15 protein-coding genes are annotated in these 19,120 nt (G+C 43.0%); 14 read left to right on the top strand and 1 reads right to left on the bottom strand.

Annotation, left to right across the window (positions count from 1 at the left end):
- Nucleotides 1-109: 109 nt before the first annotated feature.
- From ACXAEY_RS17390 to ACXAEY_RS17355, 8 genes are all read left to right on the top strand, one after another.
- The gene (locus tag ACXAEY_RS17390) at nt 110-580 is read left to right on the top strand and encodes a DinB family protein (protein ID WP_474813778.1); all 471 of its coding nucleotides are present in this window, start codon (nt 110-112) and stop codon (nt 578-580) included.
- Between the two features lie 85 nt (nt 581-665).
- On the top strand, nt 666-1,688 hold the full coding sequence (locus ACXAEY_RS17385) for a serine hydrolase domain-containing protein (protein WP_474813775.1): 1,023 nt from the start codon (nt 666-668) through the stop codon (nt 1,686-1,688).
- A 189-nt stretch (nt 1,689-1,877) separates the two neighbouring features.
- Entirely contained in the window at nt 1,878-2,366 is a 489-nt protein-coding gene (locus ACXAEY_RS17380; RefSeq protein WP_474813772.1) for a hypothetical protein, read from the top strand.
- A complete protein-coding gene (locus ACXAEY_RS17375) occupies nt 2,356-3,117 on the top strand; it encodes a 6-carboxyhexanoate--CoA ligase (RefSeq protein ID WP_474813770.1) in 762 nt (253 codons plus the stop codon). The genes ACXAEY_RS17380 and ACXAEY_RS17375 overlap by 11 nt, the downstream gene beginning before the upstream one ends.
- Before the next feature lie 3 nt (nt 3,118-3,120).
- Nucleotides 3,121-4,485 carry an adenosylmethionine--8-amino-7-oxononanoate transaminase gene (gene bioA / locus ACXAEY_RS17370; RefSeq protein ID WP_474813767.1) on the top strand — a complete coding sequence of 455 codons (1,365 nt, stop codon included), beginning with the start codon at nt 3,121-3,123 and terminating at the stop codon, nt 4,483-4,485.
- A 22-nt stretch (nt 4,486-4,507) separates the two neighbouring features.
- The gene (gene bioF, locus ACXAEY_RS17365; protein WP_474814876.1) at nt 4,508-5,641 is read left to right on the top strand and encodes an 8-amino-7-oxononanoate synthase; all 1,134 of its coding nucleotides are present in this window, start codon (nt 4,508-4,510) and stop codon (nt 5,639-5,641) included.
- Nucleotides 5,642-6,337: a dethiobiotin synthase gene (bioD, locus tag ACXAEY_RS17360; RefSeq protein WP_270180788.1), complete on the top strand. Its 696-nt coding sequence runs from the start codon at nt 5,642-5,644 to the stop codon at nt 6,335-6,337.
- 77 nt (nt 6,338-6,414) lie between these two features.
- The gene (locus ACXAEY_RS17355; protein WP_474813764.1) at nt 6,415-8,397 is read left to right on the top strand and encodes a penicillin-binding transpeptidase domain-containing protein; all 1,983 of its coding nucleotides are present in this window, start codon (nt 6,415-6,417) and stop codon (nt 8,395-8,397) included.
- 51 nt (nt 8,398-8,448) lie between these two features.
- On the opposite strand, the gene ACXAEY_RS17350 is transcribed toward ACXAEY_RS17355, so the two are convergent.
- Nucleotides 8,449-10,023, bottom strand: a complete 1,575-nt coding sequence (locus ACXAEY_RS17350) for a peptide chain release factor 3 (protein ID WP_474813762.1) — start codon at nt 10,021-10,023, stop codon at nt 8,449-8,451.
- Between the two features lie 127 nt (nt 10,024-10,150).
- Between ACXAEY_RS17350 and ACXAEY_RS17345 the strand changes: the two genes are divergently transcribed.
- The 6 genes from ACXAEY_RS17345 (at nt 10,151) to ACXAEY_RS17320 (ending at nt 19,113) form a co-directional block, all read left to right on the top strand.
- Complete coding sequence (locus ACXAEY_RS17345) at nt 10,151-10,573, top strand: flavoprotein (RefSeq protein ID WP_474813760.1); 423 nt, start codon at nt 10,151-10,153, stop codon at nt 10,571-10,573.
- A 199-nt stretch (nt 10,574-10,772) separates the two neighbouring features.
- The gene (locus tag ACXAEY_RS17340; RefSeq protein WP_474813757.1) at nt 10,773-11,606 is read left to right on the top strand and encodes an aldo/keto reductase; all 834 of its coding nucleotides are present in this window, start codon (nt 10,773-10,775) and stop codon (nt 11,604-11,606) included.
- A gap of 176 nt (nt 11,607-11,782) precedes the next feature.
- Nucleotides 11,783-13,366 (top strand): diguanylate cyclase, encoded by a 1,584-nt coding sequence (locus tag ACXAEY_RS17335; protein WP_474813755.1) that lies wholly within the window; start codon nt 11,783-11,785, stop codon nt 13,364-13,366.
- A 16-nt stretch (nt 13,367-13,382) separates the two neighbouring features.
- Nucleotides 13,383-14,429, top strand: a complete 1,047-nt coding sequence (locus tag ACXAEY_RS17330; protein WP_474813753.1) for a HEAT repeat domain-containing protein — start codon at nt 13,383-13,385, stop codon at nt 14,427-14,429.
- Complete coding sequence (locus ACXAEY_RS17325; RefSeq protein WP_474813750.1) at nt 14,416-15,831, top strand: glycosyltransferase family 2 protein; 1,416 nt, start codon at nt 14,416-14,418, stop codon at nt 15,829-15,831. The genes ACXAEY_RS17330 and ACXAEY_RS17325 overlap by 14 nt, the downstream gene beginning before the upstream one ends.
- Complete coding sequence (locus tag ACXAEY_RS17320; protein ID WP_474813748.1) at nt 15,832-19,113, top strand: hypothetical protein; 3,282 nt, start codon at nt 15,832-15,834, stop codon at nt 19,111-19,113.
- Nucleotides 19,114-19,120: the final 7 nt, after the last annotated feature.

Genomic DNA, 19,120 nt, shown 5'->3' with positions numbered 1-19,120 from the left:
TTTTTTAAAAAAGTGACTGTTAAATAAAGGTTCCAGTCCAACTGTATTGAACTAGTACGTTATGAAAGAATAGGTTAGATGGATCTACATAATGAAAGGTGTGTTTAGGATGGAAAATATAATAAAGCAGATGGATATGACCCGTACTTTTTTATTGATGGGTGCTGAGAAGATCACGGAAGATAATGCAGATGTCATTCCAGAAGGATTCCCAAATTCACTGCGATGGCAGTTAGGTCACGTGCTTGTCTCGTTTGAGTACATCGTATTCCATATGGCTGGGGAAGAGGTTAACCTGCCTGAAGGCTATACTGAATTGTTTACAAGAGGTACGAGTCCGAAAGATTGGACTGTTGACCCTCCAAAAGTAGCAGAACTCAAAGAACGATTATCTGAACAGATGGGTCGCTTCAAAGAGACGTTTGAAAATCGTCTTGATGAGAAGATTGAAGAAACATTTAAGGCTGGACCAGTAGAGCTGCATACAGTTGGTGAGCTTGTTCTTTTCGCTCTCTTTCATGAGAGTGAGCATGGTGGCTGTATCAAAGGGCTTCACCGTGCAATCAAAGGTGCACAGTAAGAGGAGCTGACTTATGTCAGCTTTTTTGTGTTCTTTAACGATTTAAATGGAAAAATGATTTCGAAAGAGAAAGGGGAGAGAGAAGATGGAGCAAGTAATCGAACAAATCGAGGAGCGTATAAAGGAAGTGGGGTTTTCTGGCGTTGTTTATGCGCGGAGTGAAGATGACGTTGTGATCAAGTCGGCTGCTGGTTTTGCGAACCGAGCGGAAGAAATCAAGAACAACATTCATACGAGCTTTGGAATTGCTTCTGGATGCAAGGTGTTCACAGCGATCGCGATCTGCCAGCTTGTTGAGAGAGGACTATTATCGTTTCAATCTACAATAGGGGAATGTTTCAAGGTTCCATTTCCACACTTCGATAGCGAAGTAACAGTTCATCAGCTTTTAACACATACATCTGGGATACAGGACTATTTTGATGAAGAGACAATGGATGATTATGAAGCATTATGGATCGACACACCGGCCTACACAGTAACTGAACCGAAAGATTTTTTACCATTGTTCCAGGATGGGAAGATGAAGTTTGCTCCTGGTGAAAGGTTTGCGTATAACAACGCAGGCTTTATTGTACTTGGCTTAATCGTGGAGGAGATTACGGGGGAATCGTTCACTGACTATGTAGCGGCAAACATCTTCAGTCCATGCGGCATGCATGATTCTGGTTATTTTCCACTAGATGCGCTTCCTAAAAATACGGCTAAAGGCTATATCGACTTTGAAGATGGATCGTGGAAGACGAATGTCTATTCCATTCCTAAGGTCGGAGGACCGGATGGCGGGGCGTATGTGACGGCTCCTGACATGATTAAGTTTTGGGAAGGCCTTATTAATGGAAAGTTGGTCAGTAAAGCGATCGTTCATCGTTTGCTAACAAGCCATGTGCATGTGAAGAATAATACCTACTACGGATACGGAATTTGGATAGAGATGAATGAGGGTGAGGTTATGAAGTATTACGTAATGGGCTATGATCCTGGAGTAAGCTTTGAATCTGCTTATTATCCTTCAACAGATTTCATGGTTGCCATTCCGTCAAATAAGGAAAAAGGTCCTTATAAACTTTTGAAAACACTTGAAGAGGAATGGGGAATGAACGAATAAAACGTAGTCAGCGCCTATACAGGCTGCTGGCTTTTTTTTCTGCATTTGAAATGCCAATTTTAAAAAAACGGTCGTCGATAAGTTTCTCGTTAGACTATGAATCGTTTTACGAGAATGATAAAATGTCTTAAATAAGTTAACTTAAATTATAAATAGGTTAACATTTTAGGTGGAGGTGAACAAAATAGATTGAAGCGAGAACGAATAAGAGAAATGACAACGATAAGTGTATTAGCGAGCTTAATCATCGTGACAGGGATGATTAAGGTCCCGTCACCGATTCCTGGATCGGATTTTCAACTATCCGCACCACTAGCTGTTGGAATCGCGGTCGTGTATGGTTTTCGAAAGTACATCATAGCTGGTATTCTAGCAAGCTCGATTCTACTGATGCTTGGCTTCCATACGATACTGAACGTGGAAATATCTATGGTTTTTAGGATTGTAGCGGGGGGAGCTGTGGCATTGTTCGGTCCTTCGATTCCAGTCGTGGTCTTAGCTGGTCCACTTGGATCGATCGCGGCCAGATTTGTCCTTGCTGAAACATTACAAGTAAGCGTATGGCCGCTTTTGGCAGCTGCATTACCGGGCATACTCTTCACTGCCATCACCGTTTTACCAGTTACATCGCTATTAAAACGAATTAAGGTCGAGGGGAATAAACAGTATGCGAGATAAAGAATTATACAGTATACGAATGCGAGCTTCGGAAGGTGGAGCACATGAAGACGGTGGTAAACACGTTTCTGGAGGAGAACAACTCTCAACTAAAAATGAGTTGATCGATCGCGCCGCATCGCTAGTACGACGAGCTTTTTCTCATCAAAGAGGAGAACCCGATTTTCTAAGGCTTACGATTGAAAAGGTAAGTGAACCTGTTCAGGGTCTAACGCCCCTACCTGTTTCTTATACGCAAGTATCAAACGCATCACAAGGAAGACTTGTTGCAGAAGATTTGTTAAAGCAAACAGGTTTAACGGAGGCGGTAATCTTTAAAGCCATGTCTGTCTTAGAGACATGCTATGGAGTAAGAGGAGCAATCATAATCGATTCTTCTACAGGCGACCGAATAGATGGTCGTCACGATAAGGGCATCCGGGTATCCCGGCTGGATTGGAATGAAGCAGACTATACCTGTTGGCTTGAACATTTTCAGATGGAAAAGAATCAGAGGTTGAGGGAGGCGTTACCTCTCGCTACTAAAGTAGCTTCACATCCAGATACGGTTGCAGAGTTTTGCTTTAGTGATGATCCGGATTACATAACAGGCTATGTAGCTTCAAAGAAGGTAGGCTACCATCGCATCTCTCAAATGAAGGAACGAGGCGATGAAAACGGTGGAAGATTATTCTTTGTGAATCCACAGTGTCATGTGTCATCGTATATCGACTATTTAGAAAAAGAGCCAATTCTATTAAAAGGAGTTTAATCTATGAATTTAATCGAGAAAAGTAAGAAGCATCTCTGGCTACCATTTACACAGATGAAGGATTATGATGAAGACCCTTTGATTATTGAAAGTGGAGAAGGAATTAAGGTGAAAGATATCCATGGAAAAGAGTATTATGATGCCTTTTCTTCCGTATGGTTAAACGTTCATGGACACCGAAAGAAGGAGCTAGATGATGCGATCCGAGCGCAACTCGATAAGATCGCCCATTCTACGTTATTAGGAATGACGAACGTCCCTGCAACTGAACTAGCTGAGAAACTTGTAAATCTTGCTCCTGGTCCTTTAACAAGAGTCTTTTATTCAGATAGCGGCGCTGAAGCTGTGGAAATAGCAGTTAAGATGGCTTATCAATATTGGCAGAATAGAGGGAGAAAGGATAAACAGAAATTCATTTCAGTTAAAAACGGCTACCATGGTGATACGATTGGAGCTGTTAGTGTGGGCTCGATCGATCTATTTCATCAAGTGTATGGACCGCTGATGTTTAAAGGTTTCAAAATGCCCGTTCCCAACGTCTATCGCCATGAAACAAGAGATCCGGAAACGTGTCGAGATGAATGCCTCAAAGGGCTGGAAAACGTATTGAAAGAACATCATGCTGAGATTGCGGGGCTAACCATCGAATCGATGGTTCAAGGAGCTGGCGGTATGATCGTCATGCCAGAAGGATTTCTATCGGGTGTGCGTGAACTATGTACCAAATACGATGTTCTCATGATCGTAGATGAGGTTGCGACAGGGTTTGGTCGAACGGGTACCATGTTTGCGTGTGAACATGAAGGCGTCGAGCCAGACTTGATGGCTGCAGGAAAAGGTATTACTGGTGGCTATCTCCCGATTGCAATCACCTACGCAACGGAAGAAATTTACGATGCGTTCTATGACGATTACGAAAAGCTAAAAACGTTTTTCCACGGTCACTCTTACACTGGTAATCAGCTGGGGTGTGCGGTTGCGATTGAAAACCTCCGTTTATTTGAGAGTGAAAAGATCGTAGAAGGTGTTTCGCAACGTTCTGCACAACTGAAGAAACGGTTGGCGGAATTAAATGACCTCGATCATGTAGGGGACGTTAGACAGCTAGGGTTCATGTGTGGGATTGAACTCGTTTTAGATAAGAAAACGAAGAGGTCATTTCCGTTTGAGAGTCGTGTCGGCTATAAAGCTTCCCTGAAAATGAGAGAGCTTGGTTTATTAACAAGACCTACTGGAGATGTTGTCGTCTTCATGCCGCCTCTTGTGAGTACAGAGACTGAATTGGAAGAGATGGTCCGCATCATGGAAAAAGCGATTAGCGAAGTTACGAAGAAGGAGGCTGACCGTCTTGCACAGTTTAAAGAATGATTGGATACAAAAAGAGTTACATATGATTGAAGAAAAAGGGTTGTCCCGTGGCTTACGATCGGTGGAATCTTCTTATCAACCTCTTGTTCAAATCGACGGAGAAGCGAAAGTGATGGCAGCCTCGAACAATTATCTTGGATTAAGTTCGGATGAAAGCTTGATAGGTGTTGCGATCGAGGGAATGAGAACGTTTGGAGTTGGCAGCACGGGTTCGCGTTTAACAACGGGAAATACAACGCTGCACGAGCTTCTCGAAAAAAGGATTGCACGCTTTAAAAAGTGTGAAGATGCCTTGCTTTTTTCGAGCGGCTATTTAGCGAATATCGGGGTTCTCTCTTCGATTGCTGGTGAAGGGGATGTTATTCTTAGCGACGAATTGAACCATGCGAGTATTATCGATGGCTGTCGGCTGAGTAAAGCAGCAACAAGAGTATATAACCATGTAGATATGGCAGACCTTAAAGAGCATTTAGTACGCAGTCAAAATAAAAGGCGCCGATTTATCGTGACGGATGGGGTATTCAGTATGGATGGAAACATCGCCCCTCTACGTGATATTGTATTGCTCGCTGAAGAATTTGATGCGTATGTCATCGTTGATGACGCCCATGCAACAGGTGTGATCGGAGAAAACGGCAGAGGTACAGCATCATATTATGGCGTTTCAGTTGATGTAACGATTGGAACATTTAGTAAAGCGATCGGTACGGAAGGCGGGTTCGTTGTCGGCTCTAAGGATGTGATCACGTTTTTACGTAACCGTGCTCGGTCGTTCATTTTCCAAACTGCACTCTCACCAGGTATCGTCGCTGCAAGCATTCGCGCATTAGAATTGATCCAGCATGATTCCGCACTTCGCGACCAACTTCATCGCTCGATCAAACAATGTCGAGAAGGACTGAGGGATTTAGGCTATTCCGTTTTGGGAGAGGGAACGCCGATTATCCCCGTTGTAATCGGAGACGCTACAAAAGCCGTACAGTTTTCAAGTGCGCTTGAAAAGGAAGGGGTCTTCGCGCCGGCAATCAGACCTCCATCTGTTCCAGAAGGGTCAAGCCGTATACGTTTAACGTTGATGGCGACGCATCAAAAGAAACAAATCGATGGTATTCTTCGTGCATTTTTGAAAGTTGGAAAGGCATTTGAGGTGATTTGATTGAGTAAAGGAATCTTTGTGACTGGTACGGATACGGATGTAGGAAAGACGGTTGTCTCATCGGGTATCGCAGCTGTATTAAAGAGGAGAGCGCACGACGTAGGAGTATTTAAACCGATGTTAAGTGGCGTGAAAAGGGAAGATCCAGCGAGTGATACGATGCTGTTAAAAACGTTTTCTGGTGATGATAGCGAGATCGAGGCTATCACGCCCTTTCAGTTTGATGAACCGTTAGCGCCTTACCTTGCAGCAAAGCGGCAAGGCTGTGAGGTGCCCTTCTCTGAATTGATAGATCATTGGAACGATGTGAAAGGACATCACGACTTTTTTATCGTAGAAGGCGCTGGAGGAATTACGGTTCCTTTAGGTCATGATTATCGTGTCAGTGATGTTGCAGAAGAGATCGGCTTTCCTATAATCATTGTTGCACGCCCAAACTTAGGCACGTTGAACCATACCTATTTGACGGTCGAATATGCTAGAATGTGCGGCTTAAATGTTTTAGGCGTTATCGTAAATGGGTTGGAAGAAGAGAGAAGTGTTGCTGAAGAAACGAATCCAGGATTGATCGAACAATTCTGTAACGTTCCGGTACTTGGCGTCATTCCAAGAATACATTATATCGATGAACACACCCTTGCGACTGTTTTTGAAGAGCACATTGATTTTGCAAGGTTACTAGATAATCTAGGGTGATCCGTGAAGTATCCCTTTCAACTAGCGATCCGTTCTTTTATACTATAGGAAAATAAAGGAATGAAGGAGAGTTGATCTTGAAACTGAAAATGTTCTTATTGATGGGGGTACTCATCATACTTGCTAGCTGTTCAACGCCACCTTCAGCCATCGATGCGTTCGATACATATGTAAAGAAGTGGAATGAACAAGAGTTTAGTAGTTTGTACACGCAGCTGTCGCCGGCTGCACAGGAGTCGATTACAAAAGAAGATTTTGTCGAGCGCTATGAATCGATTTATTCCGATGTTAAAGTTAAGGATTTGAAGGTAACATTTAAGAAGCCTGAGGAAGAACCAGAGGCGAATGAAGAAGGAGAAGTGACGTTTCCTTTTTCAGTTTCGATGCAGACGCTAGCAGGAGAAGTTGCTTTCGAAAACGAGGCAACGCTCGTCCTAACAGAAGATGAGGAGACAGAGACATACAAAGTGAACTGGAATCCTTCATTTATTTTTAAGGAGTTAGAAGAGGGTGAAGAAGTCGCCATTTCTTCAGCAGTCCCAACTCGTGGAGAAATAACGGATCGAAACGGTGTAGAGCTTGCCGTGAATGGAACGGTCAAACAGATCGGAGTCGTACCTGAAGAAATTGAATCTGATAAAGAAGCGATTCTGTCACAGTTAAGTGAAGTCTTGAAAGTAAGCATTGGAGATATTGAGAAAGAATTAAGTCAAGGGTGGGTCCAATCAAACCCTGCTCAATTTGTTCCGATAAAAAGTGTCATGGTTAAAGAAGAGGACCTCATTGATGAAGCAATAAAGATTACCGGCGTGCAAATTAACAATACGACAAAACGTATTTATCCACTCGGTGAAAGCGCCGCACACTTAACTGGGTATATCCGTAATCTATTAAAAGAAGACTTAGAAGAATATGCCGAAAAAGGCTACTCAAGCTATGAAAAGATCGGTGTCGCAGGACTTGAAGAAATTTATGAAGACAAGCTTCACGGTGAAACCGGTTGGACGATTTTAGTGAAGGGGACTGAGAAAGTAATCGCGAGTACACCGAAAGTGGATGGTGAGAACATACAAGTAACGATCGATTCAACCGTCCAGGAGAAGCTGTACAACGAACTTTCTGGGAAAGCTGGTACAGCGGTAGCACTTCATCCGACAACGGGAGAAACACTAGCGTTAGCGAGTTCTCCTGCGTATGACCCGAACGATTTCACCCTTGGATTCGATGAAGGTGAGTATGATGCGCTAGCTGCTAATAAAGATCAGCCGTTTTCAGCAAAGTTTAATAAAACGTATTCGCCAGGATCTACGATCAAACCGCTTACTGCTGCGATTGCTTTAAAAGACGGACTCGATCCTAATGAGGTTGAAGAAATTGATGGGTTGAAATGGGGAGCAGACTCTAGCTGGGGTAGTTATAAGGTTACGCGCGTAAAACCAGCAGATCCTCAAGTGACGCTTGAAGAAGCGTTCATGCATTCTGATAATATTTACTTTGCGAGAAAAGCGCTTGATCTAGGAGCGGAAAAGTTTCAGCAAGGTCTTGAATCATTTCTGATCGGAAAGGAAACCGACTTTCCGTTTCCAACTGCAGATTCTTCTGTGTCAAACAACGGTTTAGAAAATGACATCCTGTTAGCTGACTCAGGCTATGGACAGGGAGAACTATTGATTTCGCCATATCATCTTGCCATGACGTATACGACGTTTGCGAACGATGGGAAGATGGTGAAGCCTACGTTAATCATGGATCAGGGTGGTGAAGCAGTGGAAGTTGTTTCTTCTGAAATTGCTTCAGTCGTTGATGGTGCTCTTTCAGAAGTCGTTTCAAACCCTGAGGGAACTGCATATGAGCCTAAGGTAGAAGGAATCTCGATCGCAGGGAAAACTGGAACCGCTGAATTAAAAGGTGCAGGTGAAGAAACCGGTCAGGAAAACGGTTTGTTCGTAGCATATAATACGGACCAGAAAGACTTACTCATCGCGATGATGGTGGAGAACGCTTCGAGTCACGACGTCATCGGTAAAGTTAAGAGTGTATTCGCTCAAATGCAGCCGTAAAAACGAAAAAGCCACATCTTGATCCAAAAAAGATCGAGATGTGGCTTTCTTTTATTTAGATTCCTTCAACGGTACATTAGGATTTTTCTCCTGGAACCAGCGAAGCGCAAAGTCGTTTGTGAATAAGAGGACTGGACGCTGCTGCTGATCGTAAACGAGAAGGTTTCTCGAGTTGTCGACAAGGTTTTCTGGCTTATCGGCTTCAATCCATCGCGCGTGCTGATGAGGCATCGTGTCGAATTGAATGTCAGTGTTGTATTCACCCTTCATGCGGTGTTCGAAGATTTCAAACTGAAGTCTTCCGACAACGCCGATGACGATTTCATCCCAGTGCGCGGTTTTGTAAACCTGAATCGCACCTTCCTCTGAAAGCTGCTGTACGCCTTTGTAGAAGTGCTTTTGCTTCAACGCTTTTTGAGCTCGCACTTTGGCAAAATGCTCAGGTGGGAAGGTTGGTAGTGCACCGAACGAATAAACGTTTTTAGAGCCGACGAGCGTATCACCGATCTGATACGTTCCGGAATCATAGAGCCCGACGATATCTCCTGGATAGGCTTTATCGACATTGCCTCGAGACGATGCGAAGAAAAGCTGTCCTTGAGAAAGCTTCATACTCTTATTCGTTCTTTCAAGCCAAGCTTCCATTCCTCTTTCGAACGTGCCTGATACGATACGAAGGAATGCAACGCGATCGCGGTGGGCAGGGTTCATGTTTGCCTGGATTTTGAAGATAAAGCCAGAGAATGTTTCATCTTCAGGCTTCACTTCTCCTTCAGAGCTTTGTCTTGGTGCTGGAGGTGGAGCAAGGTCTAGAAAGTGGTTTAAGAATGTTGGCACTCCGAAGCTTGAAATCGCACTTCCGAAGAAGACAGGCGTTTGTTTTCCTGCCTGCAATGCTTCCTCACTGTACGTTGAACCTGCTTCATCAAGTAACATCACGTCTTCTTGAAGCTGATTCACAAGATCTTCGCCAGCCGTTTCTTTTAGGACAGGATCATCTAGATCAGAGATGTAGACAGCTTCTTTCTCCTTGTTATCGCCTTCTGTATCATAGAATTCAACCGCTTTTTTGTGGCGGTCGTATACGCCGTGGAAATCCTGCCCCATTCCAATCGGCCAGTTCATCGGATAAGATTCAATTCCAAGAACTTCTTCGATCTCTTCAAGTAGTTCTAGCGGTTCACGTCCTTGACGATCCATCTTATTCACGAACGTGAAGATCGGGATACCGTGCTCACTAACAACTTTGAATAGCTTTTTCGTTTGGGACTCGACCCCTTTAGCGGCATCGATGATCATAACGACACTATCAACAGCGAGAAGCGTTCGGTACGTATCTTCACTGAAATCTTCGTGACCAGGCGTATCGAGAATATTGATCGTATGTCCTTTATAGTTGAAGTTCATCACTGAAGACGTAACGGAAATTCCGCGTTGCTTTTCGATTTCCATCCAGTCAGATGTCGCAAACTTTGAGGACTTTCGTGATTTAACTGTACCAGTCGAACGAATTTGTCCACCAAGAAACAGAAGTTTCTCTGTTAGCGTCGTTTTACCAGCATCGGGGTGGGAAATGATCGCAAACGTTCTTCTTTTATTTATTTCTTCTTGTAATTGGTTGCTCATAAGGCGATTTATCCTTTCAAATATCACTTCTTATGTAATATAACATAATCCCATCTCTCTTCCTATTGTAGAGATGAAAGGATTCTGTCGATGCTTGTTGAAATAGAGTGGAGGGGGAGGGAATCGAATGAAAAATTTTGATGAGTTTTTAGACGAGTTTCTAGAAAGCTGGAGGCAATCATCCATCGATGGTGTGAAGTACAAGATCAGTGATAGCTATCAGGCTAGAGAAATCACGAGCCAATCAGAAATTTATGATTTTGGTTATACCGAATCTGTAAAAGGTTGGGAACAGGCTTTTACTGCATTTAAAAAGGATGGTACACAGTGGGACTTGAAAAAGGTATCGGTCACACCGCTAAGAAGAAATGAAATGCTTGCAGTTATTTGGGCTTCAATCTCTTCTGGTGGAAAACGTAGTGAAACGGGCAATTTGTTCTTCAATACGTTCCGAAAAGGTGTACAAGGAGAATGGAAGCTTGTAAGAAGTTACATTGAAGCAGGTGTTCCTCAAGAAAACATCACCAAAATCGAACGATTTAATTGGTAAAAAAGGGACCGCTCGGATAACATCGAGCGGTTTCTTTATAGGGAAGGGTCTTTTAGACTAGTTATCGATAGGTCAGAGAAGAGAACAACACCTTTTTACTTATTTCAATCGATCCGAGTTCGTTTAATTGACTTTACGGTGGGAATTAGAAAAAATAGTAGTGAAATGATCCAATTTAGATATAGAGGAGTGAAATGAGTTGAGTAAGATGACCTTATCAAAAACAGTTAAGCTAAATAACGGCGTTGAGATGCCGCAAGTTGGTCTAGGTGTATTTCAAGTAAAAGAAGAGGAACAGCTTATCGGTGCCGTTACTGCTGCGATCAAAAATGGATACAAAAGCATAGATACTGCTGCGATCTACGGAAACGAAGAGTGGGTAGGCAAAGCGGTCAAAGAAGCTGGTGTACCTAGAGAAGAACTCTTCATCACTTCTAAAGTATGGAATTCGGATCAAGGTTATAATGAAACGATCCAGGCTTTTGAAGCGTCGCTTGAAAGAATGGATCTCGAATACTTAGATCTATACCTTATCCACTGGCCAGTGGAAGGGAAGTTCGTCGACACATGGAAAGCGATGGAGCACCTTTATCATGAAGGGAAGATCAAAGCGATCGGTGTGAGTAACTTCCACATTCACCACCTTGAAACACTGTTTAAGGAAACGACCGTTAAACCGGTAGTTAACCAAATCGAGCTACATCCAAAGCTAAACCAGAAAGAAATCCGCGATTTCTGTGAGAAGCATGAGATTAAGGTGGAAGCATGGTCACCTCTTATGCAAGGTGAACTATTAGAGAATGAAGAGCTGAAAGACATCGCTGAAAAACACAACAAATCAACTGCTCAAGTCATCCTAAGATGGCACTTGCAGAACGATATCATCATCATTCCGAAGTCTACGAAAGAACATCGTATTAAGGAAAATGCTGATCTATTCGACTTCGAACTTTCAAATGAAGAGATGGATCGTATCAACGCGCTGAATGAAGACAAACGAGTTGGACCAGACCCGGACAACTTTGATTTTTAATGTAAGAACCGATAGGAAAATACTCCTATCGGTTTTTTAGTTCTGCTTCTAATGGATTAATTTTCCTCCATAGGAAAAATTGCTAATTTTGACATTGTAGTGTTTGCATAAGTCTTATATTATTAAACTATTTGAGGATAGTTTAAATTCGCCCTAGATTCATAGGAGGCATCATATTGGAGAAGTATAAAAAGAAATTTGCTAGTAAAATTAGAGATCAAATCAACGCGATAAAAAAGAAGAATGAGAGCGTTCCTGAGAAAGAAATCTATCAGCTTCTGCACACGATAAAGGGAACAGCTGGTACAGTCGGATACCAGCATGTGGGAGAACAGGCAGAGGCAGTCATCTCACAGTTTGATGAAGAGAGTGAGAAAACGTTCTCCAACGAGTATACGGTAAAAGTGCTTGAGGGTATCGTTGAGGGAATAGATGAGGGCAATGCTGCCGAGGCAACGTCTGATGAAGAAGAAGTGGTCATCCTCATCCATCCGAAACCAATGACGTTGATCGAAATGAAAAGTTACATAGAGAAACAAGGGTATATCGTCTTTGCTTCTTTGCAGCTTTCGAAAGCACGTACAGTGATCTATGATATGAATCCTGACTGTATCATTTTAGAGCATTCACTGATGGATCAGGATAAAGAGATCGCTGATGAAATTAGAGAAAAAGCAGAAGTGCAGTTTATCCCATTAGTCATTACGGATGAGAACAGTTCTGCAGTGAATCGGTTGAATAGCTACAAACTAGGTGCGAGCGACTATTTTGAATCGGACATATCCATGGACGAGTACTTTATTAGAATGAACGATAAAGTGAAGAAGCGCAGAATGGTCATGACCTCCGTATTAACAGATGAGTTGACGGGAGCTTATAATCGAAAGTTCCTAGAAAACCATCTGAATCATCTGCGTTCGGAAATGATTAGAACGAACGAAAATGTCAGCATCACCATTCTAGACATCGACCATTTTAAATCGATAAATGATCAATATGGTCATTTGATAGGAGATCAAGTGTTAAGGAAGCTCTCCCACTTTATTATGAATCGTAAGAAAAGAAGGGATACGCTGATTCGGTATGGCGGGGAAGAGTTTGTGGTTGTGCTTCCAGGAAGAAGTACTTCTGATGCGATCGACTTCATAAATGAACTTCTCACAGATTTTCAAAAAGAAGTGTTCGGCCCGCAAACGGAACAGTTTTCAGTTACATTTTCAGCTGGCATCGTGGAGCTCGATACAAGTTCAACCAACCGAGAACTATTGAATCTAGCTGATGAGGCGCTTTATCGAGCTAAGTCAAATGGTCGAAACCAAGTTGTGTTCTATGACAATGTTCCTTCCAATGAAAAGAATATCAAAACGATACAAATCGCCATTGTCGATGACGATGAAATACTAAGAACGATGCTTTCATCACACCTTATGGACCTTCAGATGGATGGAAATTATCACATCGAAGTGAAAGCCTATCGAGAAGGAGAGGCGTTCTTTGAAGATTCATGGCATCGAACGAGCGCGCCTTGTCTTGTATTACTCGATGGCATCATGCCTCGGATGGATGGTATAGAGGTATTGCATCGTCTTCGTCATGAGAGGGAACAAAGCCGCTACACCGTAATGATGTTGACCGGTAGAAAAACAGAGAGAGACATCGTTAGAGCGCTAGAACTTGGCGCTGATGATTATATTACGAAGCCTTTCAATATGCTTGAGCTAGAAGCTCGTATCCGTAGACTTATTGAGAAGGTCGTTTAATAGGACGGTCGATGATATGAACGCTGTATTTGTAGTATTTCAGCTTTTTGTTGTTCTGCTTGTGGTTTTAACACTGCTGTTTTGTTTTCTTCTTATAAGAAAATACCTCAGCAATCGCTTTGATGAGAAGAAAGCGTATTGGAAGAAGTATTATTTAGAAAGCATCATGGAGGCGCTTAAAGGAACGCGGGAGCTTGCACCGCCAGAATCGAAAGCGATGATGGAAGCGTTAGAGGACGTGCTGACAAGGTACTACTCCTTGATGAAAGGAAATACCTCCATGATGGCGGAGATCGAGATGATCGCTGAAAAGTATTTTTTAACACATTATAAAACTCAACTGAAAAGTAACAGTTGGAGTGTGCGGATGAACACGCTTTATCGCATAGAAAAGTTTCGCATGGCTGCGTTGAGTGATGAGTGCATAGCGATTTATGAAACCAAACATGTAACTGAAATGGAAGCCATTCAAGTACTGCGAGTTTTAGCAAACATACAGGATGATCGAGTCTATTCCATCCTTTTAAAAGAAACGAAAGAGTACTCAGGGTTTTATTATCTAGATATTTATTCACGACTTGAAAGACCTTTGTTTGAAGCGTTGATCATGTCGATCGATGAGTTTCCGCTATGGATTCAACAGACGTTGATCGAAGCAATGGGAGAAAGAAAAGAACATGATTACTTACCTTACATCGAACCGTTCTTAAGCTCTTCCAATACAGAATTCAGAATACGAGCGTTAAAAGCCATCTCTAAGATGGGATACATGACGAAGATCGATCTCATTATCCCATCGTTAACGTCTGAGAGCTGGCAAGAGAGAATGATGGCGGCAAAGGTTGCTAAGATGCAGCGTGATGACCGCTTCGTACATCTGCTGCTGCCCCTTCTCTCGGATCAGTTCTGGTGGGTAAGAACAGCAGCAGCCGAATCCCTTTCCTATCAATCAAATGGTAAGGCGTTATTAAGAGAGATCTCTAGTGAACATGAAGATCGTTTCGCTAGAGACATTGCCCTCGAGTGGCTTTTGAGGAAGGAGCATCTACGTGACCCTCGCTAACATCTTCACAACGTTATTAATTATTTTCACAAGCTTTGTAGCAGTCTATCTTGTGGGGATCATCTTGTTTTATTTCATACTGTTCATTATCTCTGCGATTCAGTTGAGAAAAGAACACAACATCGATCAGTTCGAGCAATACGAAGAGATCATCGACTCATCATTCTCGCCGCCCGTGTCGATTTTAGTGCCAGCATATAACGAAGAAACGGGCATCGTGCCAAGTGTACGGTCGTTACTCAGCATCAACTACCCGGAGTTTGAAGTTGTCGTCATAAACGATGGATCAAAGGATGGGACACTGCAGGCGGTAGTAGAAGCTTTTAGTATGGTAAAGGTTGAAAAAACGGTTCGTAAATTAGTGGACTCAAAAGACATCAAGCACGTTTATCAATCTACGTTATATGAGAATTTATTTCTAGTAGACAAAATGAACGGTGGGAAAGCAGATGCTCTTAACGCTGGAATGAATGTTGCCCACTATCCTTATTTCTGCTCACTCGATGGTGATTCGATCATTGAGAGAGATGCGTTTGCAAAGGTGATGAAACCGATCATCGATTCTAAGCAGCAGGTTATCGCTGTTGGAGGAAGTGTCCGAATCGCGAATGGATGTGAGATCGAGCGAGGTGAAGTGATGAAGGTCGCACTATCCAGAAGTCCACTCGTGGTCATGCAAGTAATCGAATATTTGCGAGCGTTCCTCATGGGAAGAATCGGCTTATCACGTCATAATCTCCTGCTGATCATCTCTGGCGCATTCGGTGTTTTTCATCGTGAAAGTGTCGTGAAGGTAAACGGTTATCGAACGAACACGGTTGGAGAAGATATGGATCTTGTTGTGAGATTACACCGCTTAGCAAAAGAAGAAGGTTCAGGCAAACGCATCGTCTATGTACCTGATCCTGTTTGCTGGACTGAAGCCCCTGAAAGCATGAAAATTCTCAGAAGACAGAGAAGCAGGTGGCACAGAGGACTTTTCGAAAGTCTTTGGTACAGCAAAAAAATGTTATTTAACCCTCGGTACGGGTTAGTCGGCACTATCTCGATGCCATATTTCTTTATCGTTGAATTTATTGGACCAGTCATTGAGCTCATCGGATATATTCTGATGATTCTCGCACCATTCATTAGTGGTTTCTACACACCGTTCGCATTCATGCTGTTTTTGTTAGCCGTCATCTATGGATCGCTTCTATCGATGAGTGCGGTACTGCTAGAGGAATGGAGTCTTCGCCGCTACCCTAAGGTAACCGACCTCGTGAGACTCTTTTTCTATTCTCTATCAGAAGCATTCTGGTTCAGACCGATGACAGTATTGTGGCGTGTAGAAGGAATCTTTCAACTATTTAAAGGAAACCAAGGCTGGGGAGAAATGAGTAGAAAAGGAGTTTCGAAGTAAGTGTTTACTCACAAGAAATTAACGTCATACGCAGGTGTTGTAGCAGGAATCCTAACGTTACTTGTGATCATCAGCATTCCGGTCATCATCTGGCACTCTCAAGGAGAACATCAACAAGACGTTTACATTATTGATAAAACAGTACCAGATAAATCGTATCGCGAACACCAGGGATTAACATGGCTGCTCAATTATGAGAAATGGGTGAAAGAAGATGGAGCATACGATGCTTCAAAAGACTACACTGGCTTCCATCCGGGCGAGGAGCGCGAATATGACATTTCCTCTTTCCCCGATACGTTAAAGGATTATGAATTGATCTATCTCGCCGACTCATACGGCGTTTATGAAGATGAATACTATGGTGGAACAACGAACGGCGACCGATCAGCCTCCCTTTATGGGGGAATGCAAGTGGATGAAGTGAATAAGATCGCTGAGGCAGTGCAAAAAGGATCGACTTTCATCGCTGAATTCAACGCATTCGGAAGTCCGACTGAACAGGCTGCGAGAGAGCGGCTCTACTCTGTTCTTAACCTGGAATGGTCAGGATGGATCGGACGATACTTTGAAGAGCTCGAAGTCGGAGGAGAGGTTCCTGCTTGGGCAGTGAAAAACTATGAGAAACAAACGGGAGAGAAATGGAAGTTTGAGGGTGATGGTTTACTTCTCGTAGATGAGGATGATCAGTTGATCGTCATCGAGGGTGAAGAGATCGGGGAGGATACCGTCACATTCTCATTCACAGAAAACGGAAAGGATCATGTGAGTGATCATCTTGTTCAGGAATCAAGTTCTTATCATTACTGGTTTGATATCGTCACGCCTGAAAACGATGAGGAGATATTAGCTACTTATTCTCTCGATGTTACGGAAAAAGTGGAAAAAACGTTATCGCAAAGTGGCGTTCCCGTAACGTTTCCTGCAGTGATCAACCATCAAGATACATATTATTTTGCTGGAGATTATGCTGATCGCTCATCTACATTTGACTTTTATCAGTACAAAGGGATCCCGTCGATCAATCGCTTACTCACTTTTGGAGACAACTCCTCAATCGATGCGTTTTACTGGAAAATGTATGTTCCGATGATGAAGTCTGTACTCGAAGAATTCGAAGAGAAAACAAGTGATAAGGAAGAAGTCCAGCATAAGAGCGAGGTGTATACCTCTGGTGGAGTCCGCGTAGCTGGTCAAGTAAGCGACGATCACATCCAACTCTATCGAGATGGAAAATGGGAAGACATGTTGATCAAAGGCGTGAATATGGGAATCGCAAAACCTGGCTATTTCCCGGGAGAAACGGCGATTACAAAGCGGGAATACAAGCGATGGTTCAGACAGATCTCTGACATGAATGCGAATGCGGTAAGGGTCTATACGATCCATCCTCCCGGGTTTTATGAAGCGCTTCTCGAGCATAACAAAGAAACTGAAGAGCCGCTCTATCTCTTCCACGGCGTTTGGGTTGAAGAAGAACCGATGCTTGAGTCTCAGAATGCATTCGCTGAGGAGAATCTCGAACTTCTAGACCGAGCGATCGAAGACACGATAGACATTATTCATGGAAATGCTCGCATCGAGAATCGGAAGGGGCATGCTGGTGGAATTTATTCTGCCGATGTCTCGCCTTATGTGATCGGTTGGATTCTTGGAGTCGAGTGGGATCCTGAAGTTGTCGTTTCTACGAACGAGAAAAACGCATCACTAGCGCAATATGATGGTGACTATGTTTCAACTTCGAACGCTAGTCCGTTTGAAATCTGGCTTGCGAACATGATGGAGAAGACGATGCGGTATGAAATGGAGAATTACCAGTGGCAGCGTCCGGTTAGTTTTACAAACTGGGTAACGACGGATCTTATCGAGCATCCTGCTGAGCCGCTTGAAAAAGAAGACCTTGTCTCGGTGAATCCAAATGCGATCGAGCTGAAGGAGACGTATCAAGCCGGTCAATTTGCTTCTTATCATATTTATCCTTATTATCCTGACTTCCTGAACTTTGAAGAGAAGTATGTGAACTACAAGGATCACAATGGCAAGAAAAACAATTATGCAGGTTATTTGAATGACTTGCGTGGTGAACATTCGATGCCTGTCCTCGTAGCGGAGTTCGGTGTGCCAGCTTCTAGGGGAATCACACATCGGAATGTGTACGGGATGGACCAAGGCGGACATTCTGAATCAGAGCAAGGAGAGATCGATGCGAAGTTGTTCGAATCGATCGTTGAAGAAGATTATGCAGGAGGGCTCATTTTCTCCTGGCAGGATGAATGGTTTAAACGAACGTGGAACACGATGGATTACGATAATCCGGACCGACGTCCATTCTGGTCAAATGATCAAACAAACGAGCAGCAGTTTGGTTTGCTTAGCTTTGATCCAGGTGAAACTCTTAAAGTAAAAGTTGATGGAGACGTGACTGACTGGGAAGACGCAGGTATCAAGCCGCTCGTAACATCAGATAACGGCAACTTTGAGAAATTGTATATGACAAGTGATGAGAAGTATATCTATTTTAGGCTAGATTATGAGAATATGACGCCAGAATTGCTAGAAGAAGAACATACAGCACTTCTTTTCAATACGATCGGTCAACAAGGGAGCACAGCCTTGTCAGATTCTCTTGCAGCAAGCGAGGGGATCGATTATGTATTGAATTTAAACGGAAAGACAAATTCACGTCTGCTTGTCCACAGCTACTATGATACGTTCTATTATCAATACGGCGAGTCGCTCGGATTAATCGATAAGAACGAGTATGCAAGTGATCCGAACAACGAAGTGTTCCACCCTCTGCGTCTTGCTTTGAATAAAGAACTCTACATTCCAACAGAGGATAAAGTCTATCCTTTTGAAGACTATGAAGCAGGTTTACTCACATACGGTAATGGTGATCCAGAGGACAAGAAGTATAACTCAGTGTCAGATTTCATCATGAAAGACAATCGTATTGAAATTCGACTGCCATGGGCTTTGTTCAACGTGAAGGATCCTAGTAAGAAAGAAATTTTTGGCGACATCTTTGAGAAAGGACTGAAGTCATCGAAGGTTTCAGAAGGGTTTGAAATCGGGGTCGTTACGTACGAAGGTGAAGTTGAAAATGAAGGTTTAAAGATACAAACAATCTCACAAACAGAACCGAAGCTTGATGACGAAACCCTTACCGTTTCAGAATTTGCTCAATTTGAATGGGACGAGTGGGATGAACCAACTTATCATGAACGATTAAAACAATCCTACTATATTATTCAAGAAGCTTTTGGCCGATATAAGAAGTAGAGAGATT

This window comes from Anaerobacillus sp. ABA4_114, assembly GCF_056159065.1.
The sequence above is the reverse complement of the archived record's forward strand: the minus strand, read 5'-3'. Positions and strand labels throughout refer to the sequence as shown.